The organism is Cohnella yongneupensis, assembly GCF_042655785.1.
GTDB lineage: Bacteria > Bacillota > Bacilli > Paenibacillales > Paenibacillaceae > Cohnella > Cohnella yongneupensis.
Map to the genome: position 1 here is coordinate 53403 of NZ_JBHSNC010000019.1, position 18022 is coordinate 71424.

The 18022-nt window shown below is 55.0% G+C and carries 11 protein-coding genes and 1 riboswitch; of the genes, 4 read left to right on the top strand and 7 right to left on the bottom strand.

Annotation, left to right across the window (positions count from 1 at the left end; genetic code table 11):
• Nucleotides 1-41: 41 nt before the first annotated feature.
• The 4 genes from ACFPQ4_RS06235 to ACFPQ4_RS06250 form a co-directional block, all read right to left on the bottom strand.
• Nucleotides 42-857, bottom strand: a complete 816-nt coding sequence (locus tag ACFPQ4_RS06235) for a DUF2935 domain-containing protein (protein ID WP_378110920.1) — start codon at nt 855-857, stop codon at nt 42-44.
• Between the two features lie 78 nt (nt 858-935).
• The gene (locus ACFPQ4_RS06240; protein WP_378110921.1) at nt 936-1529 is read right to left on the bottom strand and encodes a ferric reductase; all 594 of its coding nucleotides are present in this window, start codon (nt 1527-1529) and stop codon (nt 936-938) included.
• A gap of 13 nt (nt 1530-1542) precedes the next feature.
• On the bottom strand, nt 1543-2538 hold the full coding sequence (locus ACFPQ4_RS06245) for an FAD:protein FMN transferase (protein WP_378110922.1): 996 nt from the start codon (nt 2536-2538) through the stop codon (nt 1543-1545).
• Between the two features lie 31 nt (nt 2539-2569).
• A complete protein-coding gene (locus ACFPQ4_RS06250) occupies nt 2570-2848 on the bottom strand; it encodes a hypothetical protein (RefSeq protein ID WP_378110923.1) in 279 nt (92 codons plus the stop codon).
• A gap of 336 nt (nt 2849-3184) precedes the next feature.
• On the opposite strand from ACFPQ4_RS06250, the gene ACFPQ4_RS06255 reads away from it, so the two are divergent.
• Both ACFPQ4_RS06255 and ACFPQ4_RS06260 read left to right on the top strand, forming a co-directional pair.
• Entirely contained in the window at nt 3185-3670 is a 486-nt protein-coding gene (locus ACFPQ4_RS06255; RefSeq protein WP_378110924.1) for an SRPBCC family protein, read from the top strand.
• A 98-nt stretch (nt 3671-3768) separates the two neighbouring features.
• Complete coding sequence (locus ACFPQ4_RS06260; RefSeq protein WP_465251452.1) at nt 3769-4935, top strand: DEAD/DEAH box helicase; 1167 nt, start codon at nt 3769-3771, stop codon at nt 4933-4935.
• 560 nt (nt 4936-5495) lie between these two features.
• Here ACFPQ4_RS06260 and ACFPQ4_RS06265 read toward each other — a convergent pair.
• The 3 genes from ACFPQ4_RS06265 to ACFPQ4_RS06275 form a co-directional block, all read right to left on the bottom strand.
• Complete coding sequence (locus tag ACFPQ4_RS06265) at nt 5496-6026, bottom strand: C40 family peptidase (RefSeq protein ID WP_378110925.1); 531 nt, start codon at nt 6024-6026, stop codon at nt 5496-5498.
• Nucleotides 6027-6030: 4 nt separating this feature from the next.
• Nucleotides 6031-6171, bottom strand: a riboswitch (cyclic di-AMP (ydaO/yuaA leader).
• A gap of 214 nt (nt 6172-6385) precedes the next feature.
• Nucleotides 6386-7195 carry a hypothetical protein gene (locus tag ACFPQ4_RS06270; protein ID WP_378110926.1) on the bottom strand — a complete coding sequence of 270 codons (810 nt, stop codon included), beginning with the start codon at nt 7193-7195 and terminating at the stop codon, nt 6386-6388.
• A gap of 13 nt (nt 7196-7208) precedes the next feature.
• Complete coding sequence (locus ACFPQ4_RS06275; RefSeq protein ID WP_378110927.1) at nt 7209-9203, bottom strand: M1 family metallopeptidase; 1995 nt, start codon at nt 9201-9203, stop codon at nt 7209-7211.
• A 163-nt stretch (nt 9204-9366) separates the two neighbouring features.
• On the opposite strand from ACFPQ4_RS06275, the gene ACFPQ4_RS06280 reads away from it, so the two are divergent.
• On the top strand, nt 9367-9999 hold the full coding sequence (locus ACFPQ4_RS06280; RefSeq protein WP_378110928.1) for a hypothetical protein: 633 nt from the start codon (nt 9367-9369) through the stop codon (nt 9997-9999).
• A gap of 486 nt (nt 10000-10485) precedes the next feature.
• Nucleotides 10486-18000 carry a pullulanase gene (locus tag ACFPQ4_RS06285; RefSeq protein WP_378110929.1) on the top strand — a complete coding sequence of 2505 codons (7515 nt, stop codon included), beginning with the start codon at nt 10486-10488 and terminating at the stop codon, nt 17998-18000.
• The last annotated feature ends 22 nt before the right edge of the window (nt 18001-18022 follow it).

Consider the following 18022-nt stretch of genomic DNA (forward strand, 5'->3'; position numbering starts at 1 on the left):
AAGCCCCCTCGAACGAGGGGGCTTTATTCGTGCGCGTACGGTTATTCGAACGACATACTTGGCATGGGCTGGCCCGTCAAAGCACTCTCGAACATGTCGATAATGTGCAGGAACCTTTCCGCTTCGCGGTAGACGTGGTCCGCGAGCAACGGATGTATGATGCTTTTGATTCGGCAAGCCGCGATCAAGTCGCTGGCTGTCTTTTTGAAATCGCGCAAAGATTTAACGGACACTCTATTCTGATCTAAAAATTGATCCAACAGAGGCGGGGTCTGGGATTGCGGACGCATGGAATCGAGGTCTCTGGCCTGGAAGAGCAGTTTGTCGAAGTCCTCGCTGAACTCGCGCGCTTGATCGACCAATTTCCGTTCTGACGGATCCAGCAGGTGACCGATGAATTTCGCGTGGTCGGCCATGATTCTTAAGAAAAATACGTTCTCGTTAATGATGGCGTCCGGCAGAGGGTCCAGCTTCCCCGCATTGAGCTGTTCCAGCCGATTCCTGAAGTAGAACGCTTCTCTGCTCGTATGATCGACGAGCAACGGAAAATTATTCGCGCCGGGTAGCTGGCATTGGAGGATCAGGCCGAGTATTTTCCGTTTGAACGCCCAAATGTGGGAGACGGCCGTATGGACTTCAACGTTAAACCGTTGGATCACTTGCGGGTCCGTGTTTTTGTCGAACGTATTGGCTCTATTCTCGATCGCTTCGAAAACGGAATAAAACTGATTCGCCTCGTTAATCAATTGCGTATCTTCGCATCGAAATCCAAGCCGCAAAAACAGCGAGTGCTCCTTCATGATTCGAGACCAGAACCTGACCTCGTCTAATGACCGCGCGACGAAAGCCGTGGACACAGCATCCCCTCCGTATAGGAAATGTTCCTAAAGAGATGTGTATCTTAGGGAAGTCGAACTTATGTCAGAAGACAACCCTTACCTAGCGGAAGAACTCGTCCCCCGCGACGCAAGTCGCTTCTTGTCCGGCGCGCTCCGTACGATCCCCCGAGCGACGGTCAATCCCAATACGGCAATCAGAGTCGCGAAGTACGTCCATCGGATGGCTTCGTTCGAAGTGTCTGTTCCGATAAAATAACCATGGACGAACGCCATCGCGAAAATCGGATAGGAGAACAGGTGGATGGCGTACCATAGCTTCTTTTTCAACTTGTTGCGAATATCCGAAGTGAAGATCAAGATCAGCAGACCATAGACGGTTAACGTCCCTAATCCGTTCAATAGGGGTTCGTGTTTCGCGGTAAAAGGAACGAGAACCTCGCTCCAATCGAACGGCATATAAGTGTCGATGACCGTAATGACGCCATGAAGCATGCCGACGGCCGTTCCGCCGACGGTGAAGAACGTATGCAGCTTATAGCGGAACAGCTTTCTCTTGGGGAGTTGGTTAGGCCAGCTATATAGGATGCCTAGGCAAATGCCGATGCCCAGCATGAGATACGACGCGATCCCGAGCGAGCGGATCATAGGCCAAGTCGGTAAATCCACGAATAGATCGATCAACGGCTTCACCTACTTATTTCATTTATATAATCGCCGGCCGGAACCGGCATTGGTCGATCGGAATACCGTGCCACGTTTGACCAAGCGAACTCTCGCTACCATAGTAATGAACCCGGCGGTCGGATGTGAAAAGCAGCGCCTCGTAGCCCAGCGTGTTCTGTTCGAATAAAGCCAGTCCGACCTCGAAGCCTCGTATGCAAATCGTTTTCGACCATACTTCGCAGTCCATGACATTGGGACCGATGACCGTACATTGGACGACATCGCTATGGCTCGGAAGCATGCGGACGGGATCGATGAGATGGTGCATCATTCCTTGGCTCGTCGACCACTGTCGGCCTAGCTTGCTGGAAGTCGCAACGGCACCGTCGGTTAACGTCAGGATGCCAATATCGACTTGCGTGTCCCAAGGATCTTCGATTCCGATGACCCACGGATCTCCGCTTGTGAACGATCCTCCCCACGCCGTAAGGTCTCCGCCTGCGTTAACGAACGCTTGTTGAACGCCGAACAGACTTCTAAGGTCGCTAGCGAGTCGGTCGACGGTCCAGCTTTTGACGATGCCGCCTAGATCGAGCTTGGACTGCGGAGGGAGTTTGATGGATTTCATCGAAGGGTCTATAAGTAGCTCCGCTAGATTAACGACGCTAATCTCTTCCGGCTGCACAGGGTATTCCGCACGTTGTTTAACGAGGTCAAATGTTTCACGGTAACCTAGATGCTCAAGGGCCTGCAAGATTAACGGGTTAAAAGCGCCGTCGGTTATTTGCCGATAACCTTCCGTAAGCAGGAGCACTTCTATCATCGGCTCGGACACCAGGCAACGCGCTCCGGCTACGCGGTTCAGTTGGCTGAGCTCGCTGCCCGAGATGAACCGGCTGAACCTCTCTTCGGCGGCGCGGAACGAATCGACAGCGAACCGTTCTATAGGGGCGACGGCCGTCGGTTCGGCTACGAACATAAGATCTATATGCGTATTCATGGCTTGGAACGTAATCGACTGAACGGGATTTGGCATTATTCATGCACCTATTTCGCGTCGGAGTGGGTTAAGAACGTCTTGTTCTCGTTTGCGGTCTGAATTCGGAGCGATTGTGTCTATTCTCGAACGTGCCGTTATTCGTCTGACTACGGTCCGTGCGATCGAGTTGATCGGGTGCCGGAAGTTGCTGCGGCTGTTGTTGGACGGCGACGGGCACCGAATCGTTCAAGGATGAGGCGGTCGCTTGCTCGAAGGCGACGCTTGATCTGACCTCATGAAACAAGAGGGCAACGCCGACGGAAGCGACTGCGCCTATTTTCCATTTCAGCCATTTGTCCTTTTTCATTGGCGTGTGAGCCTCCTTGAATCGTTTCCGTGCAAGTAGAGTGTAACAGAGTCGGATATTTCCCGGTTACGAATTCATTATAGAGCCCATTCCTTAAACGAATATGATAATTGGCTGAAAGTATACTGAGCGTAGCCGTCTATGAGAAGGTAAATAATGAGAGACTAAAGGGCATGCTATAGTAGAGATAACGATAATAGCGGAAGGGGAGAGCCAGGCGGTTATACCGTGGCCGAATGGACGTTCACGGCGAGAACGGATAACGTTATTTTGAACTTGGTAGCCGATAAATTTCCGGACGCGCACGTCTGACGCATTCATTAGAGGAGAGATAGCATGCAAGCTTTGGCTTCATTAGAGAAAGCCGGCGGCGAATACATAGCGCGTTTCGAACGTCATCTGAAGCATGAGGTCGAACAAGCGTGGTCATGGTTGACGCACAATGACAAGCTATCGCAATGGTTCTCCGAATTAAGCGTCGAGGACCTTCGGGAAGGCGGCATCATTAAATTCGATATGCGCAACGGCACGTTCATAGATATGCGGATTATAGAGGTGGTATCTAATTCCGTTCTTTCCTATACGTGGGGCGAAGATAGCGTTCGGTTCGAGTTGAGCTCGGAGCCCGGCGGCTGTCGAATGCTGCTAATCGAGAAGATCGGCAAAATAACGGATCATACGCCTAAAGACCTTGCCGGGTGGCACGTTTGTCTGGACGTTATCGAGGCGCTTCTGGACGGAAGAACGATCGAATCGCGCATGGATTTATGGGCGGTCGAGCACGAGAAATACAAAGCGCTAATCGCGGGCGTAAACAACTGACTTGGATCAACGCGGTAGCGGGATGAGTTGCAGGTTATCCTGCGGACGGGTATGATCGTAGAATCGGGTTAGACGAACGATAACGAGAAGGAGATCTTATGACATTCCAAGATTTGAACATCGTGCCTTCGATACTGAAGGCATTAGCGCAAGAAAACTACGTAAAGCCGACGCCGATCCAGGAGCAAGCGATTCCGCCGGTGTTGGCGGGAAGAGACTTGTTCGGCTGCGCGCAGACGGGGACGGGAAAAACGGCTGCATTCGCGCTTCCGATCATACAACTTTTAAGCGAGCAACCGGCTGGGCAACAGGGGCAGCGGCGTCCGATTCGCGCATTGATCCTCACGCCGACGCGTGAGCTCGCGATTCAAATTGACGACAACATCCGGGCGTACGGTAAATTCACGAAGCTGCGCAGCGCGGTCATCGTTGGCGGCGTATCGCAGAAAGGCCAGGAGGAATCGCTCGGGCGTGGCGCGGATATCGTTATCGCGACGCCGGGAAGACTGATCGACTTAATGAACCAGAACGTCGTCGATCTGCGTCACGTACAAATTCTTGTCCTGGATGAAGCCGATCGGATGCTCGACATGGGCTTCGCCCACGATATGAAGAGAATCGTCGCCAAGCTGCCGACGAAGCGTCAGACGTTGTTTTTCTCGGCGACGATGCCGCCGGAAATCGCGGAGATGGTGAAATCGTTGCTCGTGAATCCGGTGCGCATCGAGATTACGCCGGTGTCCTCGACGGCGGATCGCATTACGCAATCGGTCTATCTCGTCGATAAGCCGAACAAGCTGCAATTGCTCATTCATTTGCTGCAGGATAAGTCGATCGTGTCCGCGCTTGTGTTCACCCGCACGAAGCATGGCGCCGACCGCGTCGTACGCGGATTGAGCAAGGCGCAAATTTCGGCGCAGGCGATTCACGGCGATAAGTCGCAGAACGCTCGCCAGGCGGCGCTGAACAACTTCAAGAGCGGCGCGACTCGCGTGCTCGTGGCGACGGACATCGCGGCCAGAGGGATCGACATCGACGAATTGTCGCATGTTATCAACTATAACCTTCCGAACGTGCCGGAAACCTACGTGCATCGGATCGGCCGTACCGGCCGCGCCGGACTGAGCGGGATCGCGATTTCCTTCTGCGAATACGAGGAGTTGCCGTATTTGAAGGACATCGAGAAGCTGATCAAGAAGAAAATTCCGCAGGTGGAAGATCATCCGTATCCGATGGAAGCTGCCGTCCCGGCTGGGAAGGCTTGATTTGTTGGAGGACGTATGCGGCTGTAGCGGTGCGGGGCACGGTTACAGAGTTGCGCAGGTGAGATTGTTCGCTGTAGCGTTGCGAGGCGAGGTTACAGGGTCGCGATGGTGAGAATGTTCGCTGTAGCGTTGCAAGGCACGGTTACAGGGTCGCGAAGGTGAGATTGTTTGCTGTAGCATTGCGAGGCAAGGTTACAGGGTCGCGATAGAGAGAATGTTCGCTGTAGCGGTGCGAGGCACGGTTACAGGGTCGCGATAGAGAATTTCGTCGCTGTAGCGTTGCAAGGCACGGTTACAGGGTCGCGATGGTGAGATTGTTCGCTGTAGCGTTGCGAGGCAAGGTTACAGGGACGCGAGGGTGAGAATGTTCGCTGTAGCATTGCAAGGCAAGGTTGCAGAGTCGAGATAGAGAGTTTCGTCGCTGTAGCGTTGCGAGGCGAGGTTGCAGCGACAAATGCCCGTTGGCATTCACACAAATCTGCCCGCGCACCGCGCACAAAACGCAAAAACAAAGCCCCGCCATTTGGCGGGGCTTTGTCGTGTGATGGAATAGCCGAAGCTTATTCCAACGGTTCATCCGTAGCGCCCGAATCTGCAGGTCCGGTTAACTCGTCGTCCGCCGGATCGTACTCGGTTGCCAATGCTTCATAAGTTTCCGTGTCCATAACGCGACGGGCGGTAACGAATATGTTTCTGTAGGCTTTCTCGGACAGGCTGCTGATCGTAATGCCTCTTCTAACGGAAGCATGAGCGAACTTGCCATCGCCGACGTAAATGCCCACATGAGATATTGTTCTGCCGTTCGTTTTGAAGAACACGAGGTCTCCCGGACGCAAGTTGTCCTTGGAGACTTTCTTTCCTTGCGTTGCTTGATCTCTAGAGGATCTCAGGAGATCGATGCCCAGTTGCTTGTATACGTATTGCGTGAAGCCGGAGCAATCGAAGCCTTTGGTCGACGTACCGCCGTAGTGGTAATCGACGCCGATCAGCTTGTCGATCTCGTTATCCAGCTTGGAATCCGCGAACACGCTTCCGACTTGGACAAGCAAGAGCATTGCAAGAGAAAAAAGAATGACCGATAGCTTGCGCAAAGCTGGTGACTCCTTCCAATGCCTACGAGGTTAGCTGGAGGGTTCGGTTGAAGGTTCCCTATGGCTCCTGCGAAGCGAAGCCAATTCACCCGTACTAAATGGTTCCCCCGTTCCCCGGTGCGCGGGGACTCGGCAAATTTTTTACACACAGCCTTAGATATTCGGTGATTCTGACGAATTTCCTGCAAATGCTAAATTAGAATTTATTAATCTTGATTAGTTTACTGGGGATTTACACCGTCCTTTCCGCACATTTTTACTCGCCGATAATAACGCCAAACCCCGGCTGCCCTCCAAAATGGAGAGCAACCGGGGAGTGTCCCGGGCAGATCATGTCGAATAGGGGACAAAGAGGCAACTTACGATTCGCGCCAGACGTGATATTGAGAAGCCGATGTCCACAGCGTCAGAAGCGAACGGACGAAGTGGAAGGCCTGATGCAGCGCGACGGCGAGAAACCCTGACCAGAGAAGCGCGACGGCCGATGCCGCCAAAGACACCGCGATCCCGATGCCGACCATGACGAGCGTGACGGCGATTAACGGGAGCCCTTTGCGCAGCGCGTGTCCGCCGCCTTTCAATACCCCTTCCTTGGATACGGCTCCGAACTGCATGAACTGAAACAGCAGGTGGAGCAGGAACCCCCAGGCGAGCCATAGGACGGCGTAAGGGAGCAACCCTTGCATCCAATCCGATACGGAATCGTCGGAATAGAAGCGGTCTCGGGCAAGCGGCAGCAGCCATAGGGCGGGGAGCGCGGACAGTCCGTTCTCCAGCCAGTAAAGCGCGGTCACCGGTTTCCATGCCCGCCTCATGCCGGACAGCACCTGCGTACCTGCTCCATCCTCCGCATGGTGGAAGGAGTAGTATACGCCGGCGTTCAAGAGCGGCGTGAGAATCATGCGCACGAGCAGCAACGCGCCGAGCAGCAGCAATGTTTCGTTAAGTAGATCAGTCTTAAGGATGCGGAACTGCGCTTCGACGAGAAACAGCTTGGCGGCGTCCTCGTTCGGATGATCGCTCGGGTAACGCGCCAATATCGGCGTCACGACCGAGTCGACGAACCGGTAGAGGAAGAATCCCCACAGCAGGCGGTACAGAAATAGGAGAACCAACACATACTTATGCCGTACGGTCATGTCCCATCCCTTTTTTAATCGTGCTCTCATGGATCCCATCACCTCACCAGGCTATCGTTCCGAATATTCCTTCGATCAGCTGCGTAATGCCGGACGACCACCGCGTCCTGTCCTGTTTAGGTACTTCGGCCTTTAAGTAGTTGTTATATCTGCGATTGTCGAGCACTACGTTCATGGACGGATCGATGGCGGCGAACGACAACGGGGAAGCGGATTTCAGTTGAATTTGAACGTGATCCTGTACACCGTCCCATGTTTTGCGTATCGTCTGTCCGTTATCGAATTGGAAAAACACGCTAACCGGATGCGCGCTGCCGCCATAACGGCGTAACTGGACGCGAGTCTCGTACGTATCGCCAGTCTTGCGGGCGTATATCCCGTCTACGGCGAAATCGCTCATCTCTGCGCGCTGCACGTACGATTGGAAGAAGGTGTCCCACTTTGTCTTCGTGACCGTCTCGACGACTTTTTGGAAATCGGTGTAGGCGGGATGCTTGAATCGGTATTTCTGATAATAGGTGCGCATGATCTTCGCCATCGTCTTGTCGCCGACTTGCCGTTCCAAGGAGGTTAGCACCAGCTTGCCGCGCAAGTAGACGTTTTCCGCGTACTGATCGGAGTTGCGGAACTTCCAAGAAGACTGGTTGAGCGGCTCCGGATCCGTCAAATAGCTGGCTTCGATTGGCGTACTCGGGACAATGCCGTAGATGGCGGACATTAGCTTATCCTCTGTATAGGATGTGAAGCCTTCGTCCAGCCAAGCCTCCTCGAACTCGTTGGAGGCAACCAAGCCGTACCAATACTGATGCGCGATCTCGTGAACGAGCGTGCGTTCGAGATCGTAGCCCGGGTTAGCGCTGCTGGCGGCCGCGCCGGTTACTAGCGTCGGGTATTCCATTCCGCCCGCGCCGTTGCCTGCTGCGGGAGGGATGACGATCGAGAGCGTGGCGTACGGATATTCCCCGTACCACTCGCCAAGCTTGGCGAGCGCGGATTTGGCCGCATGCATGTAACGGTCTTGCAGCTTGGCGTGCAGCGGATCGAGGTAGAGCTTGATCCGGACGCCGGGAATGCCGGGAGAAGAGAACGAGTCTTCCACGTACGTGAAGTCCGGCGATGCCGACCAAGCGAAGTCGTGTACGTCGTCCGCGTAGAACTGTACGGACTTCCTGCCGCCGGAGATGCTCGGCGTTTTCGTTTGGAACCCGGTCGCGGCGACTTTGTAATCCTGAGGCACGTTAATACGGACGCTATAGATGCCGAAGTCCGAATAGAACTCGGAGTTGCCGTGATATTGGTGCAGGTTCCAGCCTTCCGTCGTTCTGCCCCGCGTGCCGATCGTCTCGTAGACGGCGACCTTCGGGAACCACTGGCCGGCCATGACGAAGTCGCCTGCTTTGCCCATGCGGGCGAACACGTCCGGCAATTTCACCTGAAAATTCATGTGCAGCGTGACGGACGAGCCGGGCTTGACCGCTTGCGGAAGCCGGAGCGTCACGAGCGTGCGGTCGGTTTTATTGCCGTCATCCGGTTGAACGTAGTGAATGCGAGGAAGCAGCGTCTCGCCTTCTTCGGTCGTAAGAGCGGTGAGCTCCATGCTTCCGTAGCTGCCTTCTTTCATTTTGTCGCCGCGCAGCTGTCCGCCGCTCTCCGCGATGAAAGTGCTGCCGGGAGAAAAAGCGTTCGGGTACAGGTGGAAGTACAGATCGGCTACCGACTTGCGCCCGGGGTTCTTCCAGGTTACGGTCTGCTGGCCGTTGAGCGTTCCGTCCTTCTCGTTCAACGTGACGTTGATGTGGTACTCCGTGATCCGATTGCTTAGTACCGCCGCTTTGGGCGTCAACAACGTATCCGGTGCCGGATCCGTCTTCTGCTGCGCGGAGGAAGGCGGGGCGGCCGCGAACTCGGCCGAGAGTTCGGAGGCCGGCAGTGAATATTGCTCCACCCAAGCGTCGGCAAAGCCGAATTTGACGGAGCTTACAAGAATTGCGGCGGCCGCGATGAAAAGCAGCATTCGCAGCGAACGGCGTTCAGGCATACGGATAACCCTCCCGTTGACAAGCATCTACGGGATATATATGACGGTTGTCCTTCGTTCATGCCCCTGTCCAATCGGGATTTAGTCTTTACACTCATCCGTCTGAGATGGTAGATTCTCCTTACGGACATAGTCGATCGGTTGATCGGGAGGTCATGCGAAGTTGAGCGTTAAGATCAGAAGATTCGCCGTGTTAACGGGAATCGTTGCCGCACTTCTTCTCGCAGCAGGCGTCGTTGTTCAGCAAATCTACGACAAAGAGTCGCCGGAAACGATTGTTAAACTATTCGCAGCAGAACCGAAGGAGCCATCGCCGTCGTTGACGTTCGCCTTATCCCAGGAAGGGTACGAGGCCATAGAGGGCCAGACATACGAAGTCTCTTTGGAAGAGTGGGGCAAGTCAACGTTCGTCACCGCGAAAAGAGAAGACGGAAGAGCGCATACCGCCCTTTTCCTTGCGGATGGTACGGGTCATATTACGTATCGGTTTCCCGAATTTTACGGCAATGAACGAGGCTCGCTGGAAGGGATTCGCGCGCTGGATTTCCGGGATGCCAACCATGATGGGTTGACCGATGTTATCCTCATTGCGGAATACGTATCGGGAGTGGGCGAGGAGGGAGCGGATTCCTTCCCTATCGCCAGTGTATATTTGCGGGACGGTCAGAAGTTCAGGTCGCTGCCCATGCTCGACATGCAATTGAACGAGACGGGGCAGAACGAGTCGATCGACGTAGTACTCGCGAACGTGGAAGCCAGGTTGTTCCGGACGTCGGCGCCGTCCGCGGCTAACTGAATTAAGATAAAGACGGCAAGCCTTCGGGAATGAGGGCTTGCCGTCAGTCGTTGTAGGATCGTCTGGGGCTACGGATCTAGACGATCTGGGTCATTATTAGGCTAGTTAATCAGAGGTGTTCCTTGTGTTCGTTTCTTAGAGAAACGCTCGCAGGGAACACTTTTTTTCTTGTTGTGAAGTTGTGCAACTTTTGTGCAAACGTTGGCATGTTGCGGAGTCTGAGGTTTTAATGTCATTAATGGCCACTTTTAAAGCTGTTTTGGGATGAAAATAGTGGATTGACAGGTAGTTTTGGGCGGTAGTATGATATTTTTCAAACGAAGCAAACGCTTTCATTGACCCTGTCGTGCAAAAGGAGTTACACAATAAGGGGTTTATGTAACTGTTTGCAATTATTTTGTCATTTTGTGCAAACGTTTGCTCTCGGATGAATTGGAGCAAGGGAAGGTCGCAAGCGGCAACAAATCAATGGGGAGGGTCACAAGAATGAGGTTTGCGTATCAGAGCAAGAGGGTTATCGCCGTGTTCATGGCTTGCGCGATGATCTTATCGTATTTCGGGATGGTTCAGACAACGGTAAATGCTGCCGCTCCTAGCAAAGTCGTGCTAGTGGGCGATCTTCAGCAGGCGCTGGGGCATACGGGCAACTGGGATCCGAGCGCGGATGCTACGGCGTTGACTGACATAGGCAACGGCTATTATCAATTCACGGGCAGTTTGCCTGCGGGGTCCTATGAATACAAGGTTGCCCTGAACGGCAATTGGGACGTCAGCTACGGCAACGATAGCTACACCAAGCCCGGCAAAGCGAGCGACAACGGCAACGTTAAGTTGACGCTTGCCGAGGCTTCGGTCGTTACGTTCTATTACAACGATGCGACGCACGCGATCGCGGATTCGACTTACTACCACCCGATCGCCGCGAATAAGCTTCCTCGCATCGTCGGCAATTTGCAGACGGAAATCGGAGACGATGCCGATTGGGAGCCGAGCAAAGCTAATGTGTTTTTGTCGGATGATAACTTCGACAACATCTATTCAAAGACGGTCAATGTACCGACGGGTAATTATGAATATAAGATCGTGCTAGGCAACGCATGGAGCGATGCTAATTATCCGAGTAGCAACAACTCGCTCAGCTTGCCGCAACCGCTGCCGGTTACGTTCACCTACGATGCGGTATCGCACGCGGTCGCAGCCAACTTCACGGTGCCTGACGAACCTGATCCTGATCAAGGAACTCCTGTGCCGGATGGTCATCTTCGCGTCCATTATAATCGGACGGCCGGCGATTATGCGGGGCTTGGTCTATGGATGTGGAACGACGTGGCTGCTCCGTCCGCCAACTGGCCGACGGGTGCGCTCGCTCTCCCCGACGGGCAGACCGATAGTTACGGGGCGTTCGTCGATATTCCTTTGATCGCGGGCGCGAAGAAAGTCGGGTTCCTCGTCGTCAACCGGACATCGGGCGACAAGGACGGCGGGGATAAGATCGTAACGCTAAGCGGGCCTTCAATGAATGAAGTGTGGATCAAACAAGGCTCGAACGACGTGTGGCCGTACGAGCCGGTAGACCTCCCGGCGAATACGGTTCGCATTCACTATACGCGCGGCGACCACAATTACGGCGCATTCGGCCTGTGGTTATGGGACGATGTCTCAAGCCCATCGGCGAATTGGCCTTCGGGAGCGATGCCTTTCGATCCAGGCCACGTTGACAGTTATGGCGGTTATGTCGACGTACCGTTAATCGCTGGAGCGAAGAAGATCGGGTTCTTGGTCGTGAATCGTACGTCGGGAGTCAAAGACGGCGATAACAAAGCGTTCACGCTGCTGGATCGCTATAATCAGCTCTGGATCAACCAATCGGACAATAGCGTATACGTTTCGCCGTACGGCGAAGTGGCAATCGGCCTTCAGTCCGCGGAAGTATTGTCGGCAAGCAAGCTGCTGCTGAACTTCACGTTGACGGACGGGCTCGATGCCGCAACGCTCAAAGACGCTTTGACCCTCAAGGATAAGGACGCAACTCCGATAGCGGTCGATAGCGTTCAAATCACGGGACCGACGACCGTCCAAGTCAACGCGAATATCGATCTGAACAAAGTTCCGCTGAGCGTAACGTACGCCGGCAAGACGGTATCCGCAGGGACGGGATGGCGGATGCTAGACGAAGTCTACGGCTACGATGGCAATGACTTAGGCGCGACGTACAACGCAGGCGATGTCGACTTCAAGCTGTGGGCGCCTACGGCGACCTCGGTCGTCATGGGCGTGTACGACAAAGCCGATCCGACCGTATTAGTAGACACATTCAGCTTGACCAAAGGCGATCAAGGCGTATGGTCGGTTCACGTTACGGCGTCAGATGCCGGAGTTGCCGATCTTGAGGGCTATTACTACCAATACGCCGTAACGAACAACGGCGTCACGAAAGCCGTGCTCGATCCGTACGCCAAATCGATGGCGACGTTCAGAGTTAATACGAAGGGCGAAGTCGGCCCGGACGGCGACGCGGTAGGCAAGGCGGCGATCGTCGATCTGAGCGGGACGAACCCTGCCGATTACGGATTTGCCGATATCGACGGCTATACGAAACGCGAAGACGCGATCGTCTATGAGACGCACATTCGCGATTTCACCTCCGATCCGTCGGTCGAGGGCGACCTGAACGCGCGATGGGGCTCGTACAGCGCGTTCAAGGATAAGCTCGGCTATATCAAATCGCTCGGCGTAACGCACGTGCAGCTACTGCCGGTAATGGCATGGTACTACGGCGACGAGACGCTAGCGGGTAATCGCGAGCTTGATTACTCCGCGCAAGACAACGAATACAACTGGGGTTACGATCCGCAAAGCTATTTTTCGCCGGACGGGGCTTATTCCGAGAATCCAGCCGACGCTGAATTGCGCATTAAAGAGCTCAAAGACCTGATCGATGCCATTCACGAAGCAGGCATGGGCGTCGTGCTCGACGTTGTGTATACGCATATGGCCAAATCCGATTTCCTGAACGATATCGTGCCGAACTACTACGCGTTCCAGGACGCGAACGGCAGCTTCATCGGCGGATTCGGCAACAACCTGGCGACTAACCACAAGATGGCCGAGAAGCTGATGACCGATTCGGTCAAATATTGGTTCAACGAATACAAAATCGACGGCATGCGCTGGGACATGATGGGCGATGCCACGAACGAAGCGGTGCAGGATGCTTACAATGCCGCGGCGCAGATCAATCCGAACGCGCTGTTCATCGGCGAAGGCTGGCGGACGTTCGGCGGCGCGGCTGCCGATCCGGCGCTTGCGGGCCACGGCGCGGATCAAGATTGGATGGATAACACGGACGACGTGGGCGTGTTCTCCGACGAAATCCGCAACGAGCTGAAATCGGGCTTCGGCTCGGAAGGCGAACCGCGCTTCATTACGGGCGGAGCGAGAAGCATCGAGACGATTCTTAACAACATTAAAGGGCAGCCTTCCAATACGCCGGCCGACGACCCGGGCGATATGGTGCAGTACATCGAGGCGCACGATAATTTGCCGCTTTACGACGTAATCGCGCAATCGATCAAGAAGGATCCGTCCATCGCGGCGAACGATTTGGAAATCCACCAACGGATGCGGCTGGGTAACCTGCTCATTTTAACGTCCCAGGGTACGGCGTTCCTGCACTCGGGTCAGGAGTACGGACGGACGCAGCAATGGCATGGCGCGGGCGTTCCCGAGCAGAAATATACGATCTTGAAGGATGCTAGCGACAACCCGTTCGGTTACTTCATTAACGACGCTTACGATTCCTCGGACGCGATCAACAAGTTCGATTGGGCGAAAGCGACCGACGGCAACGCGTATCCGGTCAATCAGGTAACGCGGGAATACACGACGGGGTTGGCCGAGCTCAGAAGATCCACGGACGCTTTCAGACTCGGAGACAAGGCGCTCGTCGATACGAACGTTACGCTCGTTCCCGGCACGGGAATCGCGGCGAACGATCTGGCGATCGCTTACGAGAACAAAGCAACGGACGGTACGGGTAACTATTACGTGTTCTTCAACGGGGCTAACGCGTCCAGAACTTTGACGCTGACCGAAGATTTAACTTCCGGCACGGTAGTCGTAGATAACGACGAAGCAGGAACGACCGAGGTAGGCTCGCGTTCAGGATTCACACTGACGGCTAACTCGATCAGGCTACAACCGCTTACGGCAGTCATTATTAAAATGGAAGCGGCCGCCCCGGTATTCGCGTCGGTCGAGCTGGACAGCGCGGGCTACAATTTGCAGATCGGTACCGAGCACCAGACGCAAGCTTACGCCGAGTATAGCGACGGCAGCCGTAGAACGGCTACCAAGCTCGCCACATATACTTCTAACAAGCCAAGCGTTGCCACCGTTACCGCGGACGGCAAAGTGCGCGCGATTAGCGCGGGAACCGCGAAGATCACGGTGTCTTACAACGGGATGACGGCGATCGCTACCGTCACGGTTACGGCAGAGGAGGTTAAGCGGATCGTCCAGTTCAACTACATCCGTCCGGATGGGAATTATGCGGATTGGAACTTGTGGGTGTGGAACACGGGCGTGAAGAACGACCAGATTAACTTCGAGAAAGTAGAGAACGGCGTTGCGACCGTTAACATCGAGATCGCGCCGGGAACGACGGGCGTCGGATTCGTATTGCGCAAAGGAACGAACTGGGATACCGCGAAACAAGACGTTCCGGATGACCGTGTCATTCCGATCGCGCCTGGCGTGGACTTCACCAAAGTCAACGTCAATAGCATGGTCAGAGAGCTCGATATTTTGCCAAGCATTGGCGGTCCTCTCTTGCAAGACGGCAACCTGACGTTCTACTATCGGGACGATTCGTTATTCCGGCAAGGAAAGATGAATACCTTGACCGGCGTTAAGGTGAAAATCGGCGACGCGGAATATCCGATGGCGTACGACGCAAGCAAAGAACTGTTCAGCTATACGTTAAATAATCTCGCGGGCGGTACGTATGAATACACGTTCCTCGTGACGCAGGGCGGCACGACCGAGGAAGTTACCGATCCTAAGAATACCGTCGACGACAAGTCGATCGTAATCTACCGCAAGCCGACCGTCGCGATCACGTCGACGTTGCAGCCTTCAGCGATCTCCTCTAATGAGAACGGCGTGCTTAAGCTGCAGGCGGCTCCATCCGAACCCGTCGCGTTCACGAGCGGGTACATGGACTTGACCGCGCTGGGCGGATCGGCAAAAGTACCGTTCGATACGGAGCTTATGGCGCAGTCGATTTCCGTGAAGGATACGGTGCCTGCCGGCGCGAAGAACGTTCCGGTTACGCTCGTCGACGAGTACGGGAATAAGCATACGCATACGGCTACCGTCAACGTCAAAGCAAGAACATCGGTAGGAAACCTGGACTTCGATTGGGATGAAGCGCGCATCTATTTCGCGCTTACGGACCGGTTCCAAGACGGGGATCTGACGAATGATGAGGGCGTCGATAAGACGCATCTGGAAGCGTATCATGGCGGCGATTTCAAAGGGATGATCGACAAGCTCGATTATTTGAAGGAACTGGGCATCAACACGCTCTGGATTTCCCCGATCGTCGACAATATCGACTTCAACAAAGGCGTGGACTTCGGCGGCACGCAATACGCTTACCACGGCTATTGGGCGAAGGATTTCACGCAGCTCGACGAGCATCTTGGCGATTTGGCTACGTTCAAGGAGCTGATCGACAAGGCGCACGACCACGGCATCAAGATCATGGTCGACGTCGTATTGAACCATACTGGCTACGGACTGAAGCCGGACGATGCGGCGCGGCCGGGCATTACGCAGGCGGACAAAGACAGGTTCGCAGGCATGCTGAGAACGGACGGCGTTCAAGCCGACGTCGATCCGATCAAGGGCGAGCTTGCGCAGCTCCCTGACCTCAAGACGGAAGACCCTTCGGTTCGCGAACAAGTGATCGACTGGCAGGCAGGTTGGTTGGAGCGGGCGAGAACGACGCGCGGCGATACGATCGATTACTTCCGGGTCGACACGGTCAAGCATGTGGACGGCACGACATGGAAGGCGTTCAAGAACGCATTGACGGCTATCGCGCCTAGCTTCAAGTTGATCGGGGAATATTTCGGCGGCACGATCGACAATAACGGCGGCCAGCTCCGGAGCGGGCAGATGGACAGTCTTCTGGACTTCGAATTTAAAAATAGAGCCAGAGACTTCGCGAACGGCAGCATAGACGCTGTCGACGCTTACTTGGCGGATCGCGAGACGAAGATGGACAATACGGCGACGATGGGACAATTCCTGAGCAGCCACGACGAGAACGGCTTCCTGACGCACTACGTCGGCGGCGACAAAGGAAAGCTGAAGATCGCGGCGGCGTTGCAAATTACAGCAAAGGGCCAGCCGGTCATTTACTACGGCGAAGAGCTCGGCCGTTCGGGAGCGAACGCGGGCGATATGGCTGCCGGGCAATTCAGCGAGAACCGCGGCGACATGCCTTGGGATATGCTGACCGAAGAGAAGACGCTGCACGATCATTACGCGAAGCTGCTTAATATCCGCGCGAAATTCTCCAAAGTTTATGCCAAGGGAGAACGCACGAAGCTTGCCGGGTCCGACGCGCTAGGCTACCTGGCGTTTAACAAGCATTACGGCAGCGAGAATGTCGTCACGATCATTAACGCGAAGACGGAAGCGAAGAGCGTTACGATTCCGGTTCCGTTCGTCGCGGGATCGCAAGTGAAAGACGAGTACGGCGGAACGACCTATACCGTCAGCGCGAGTGGTGAAGTAACCGTAAGCCTGCCGGGCATGAACGACGGCGGAACCGTCATTCTGAGCGGCGTGCCTGTAACGTCCGGCGGAGTTGCGCCATCGGACAGCAAGCAAATCATTATTGCTAGCGACCTTACCCACGCCAAAGACGGCAAAGTCGAAATTCAATTGCCGGCCGGCACGGAAAAAATAACGCTGCCGATTCAATCGGGGCAACTGCTCGGTACGAACAACTTGCAATTGAAGGCGGGCAACGTAACGGTTACGCTTCCAAGCCAGGTGTTGGCAAACCTTCAAGCGTCGCTTCCTGCCGGCACTGGTGCCGGGGCGACCATTACCTTCGAGATTAAGCCACTAACGGCTGATCGGACGAATGCGATCGTTGACAACTTGAACACAGGTAATGCAGGCGTTAATCCCGTCTCGCAAGCGTATGAGTTCAAGCTTAGCGTCGTGACGCAGGATGGCCGCTCCACTCCGATGACGACCTTCACGGAGCCGATCGTCCTCACGTTCCAAGTGAACGATAACGCGAATAAAGACGCGCTAGGCGTCTACTATCTAGGCGAAGACGGCACGCTGGAGTATGTGGGCGGGACGTTGAACGGAAACACGATGACGGCTAAGGTATACCACTTCAGTACGTATGCCGTGCTTGAATTCGATAAGAGCTATGGCGACGTAGGCGCTAGTTATTGGGCTTACGCGGCGATCAAGTCGCTATCGGCCAAACACATTATCAACGGCGTGTCGGATACGCGATTCGCGCCGGATCGGACGATCACGAGAGCGGAATTCGCGGCTATGCTGGTCCGCGCGCTCGGCGTGAAAACCGAGAGCACGGCGACGCCGTTCGCGGACGTCGATTCGAACAAATGGTACGCGGCGTACGTGGCGACGGCGAACCGGCTTGGTCTCATTAAGGGACGCAAGGAAAAATCGTTCGCTCCGGAAGAGACGATCAGCCGCGAAGAGATGGCGGTCATGCTCGTACGCGCGCTCGCCGTGAAGAACGGCAAAGAAGTGCCGATGGCGTCGGAGGGCGCAGCATTCTCCGACCGCACCGGCATTAGCGGCTGGGCGCTCCAATCCGTGGACACCGCCGCGGCGCTCGGGCTCGTGCACGGCAACGGCAAAGGCGCGTTCGCGCCGCAAGGCAAGCTGACCCGCGCGGAAAGCGCGCAAGTCGTCTATCAATTGCTGAACCAATAAGCGCTATATAAAGAATAGCCGC

Excerpts from the sequence above, each read along its gene's own strand:
- ACFPQ4_RS06245 (WP_378110922.1), bottom strand. The coding sequence starts at position 2,538 with ATGCCAAATCCCGTTCAGTCGATTACGTTCCAAGCCATGAATACGCAT.
- ACFPQ4_RS06250 (WP_378110923.1), bottom strand. The coding sequence starts at position 2,848 with ATGAAAAAGGACAAATGGCTGAAATGGAAAATAGGCGCAGTCGCTTCC.
- ACFPQ4_RS06255 (WP_378110924.1), top strand. The coding sequence starts at position 3,185 with ATGCAAGCTTTGGCTTCATTAGAGAAAGCCGGCGGCGAATACATAGCG.
- ACFPQ4_RS06260 (WP_465251452.1), top strand. The coding sequence starts at position 3,769 with ATGACATTCCAAGATTTGAACATCGTGCCTTCGATACTGAAGGCATTA.
- ACFPQ4_RS06270 (WP_378110926.1), bottom strand. The coding sequence starts at position 7,195 with ATGAGAGCACGATTAAAAAAGGGATGGGACATGACCGTACGGCATAAG.
- ACFPQ4_RS06275 (WP_378110927.1), bottom strand. The coding sequence starts at position 9,203 with ATGCCTGAACGCCGTTCGCTGCGAATGCTGCTTTTCATCGCGGCCGCC.
- ACFPQ4_RS06285 (WP_378110929.1), top strand. The coding sequence starts at position 10,486 with ATGAGGTTTGCGTATCAGAGCAAGAGGGTTATCGCCGTGTTCATGGCT.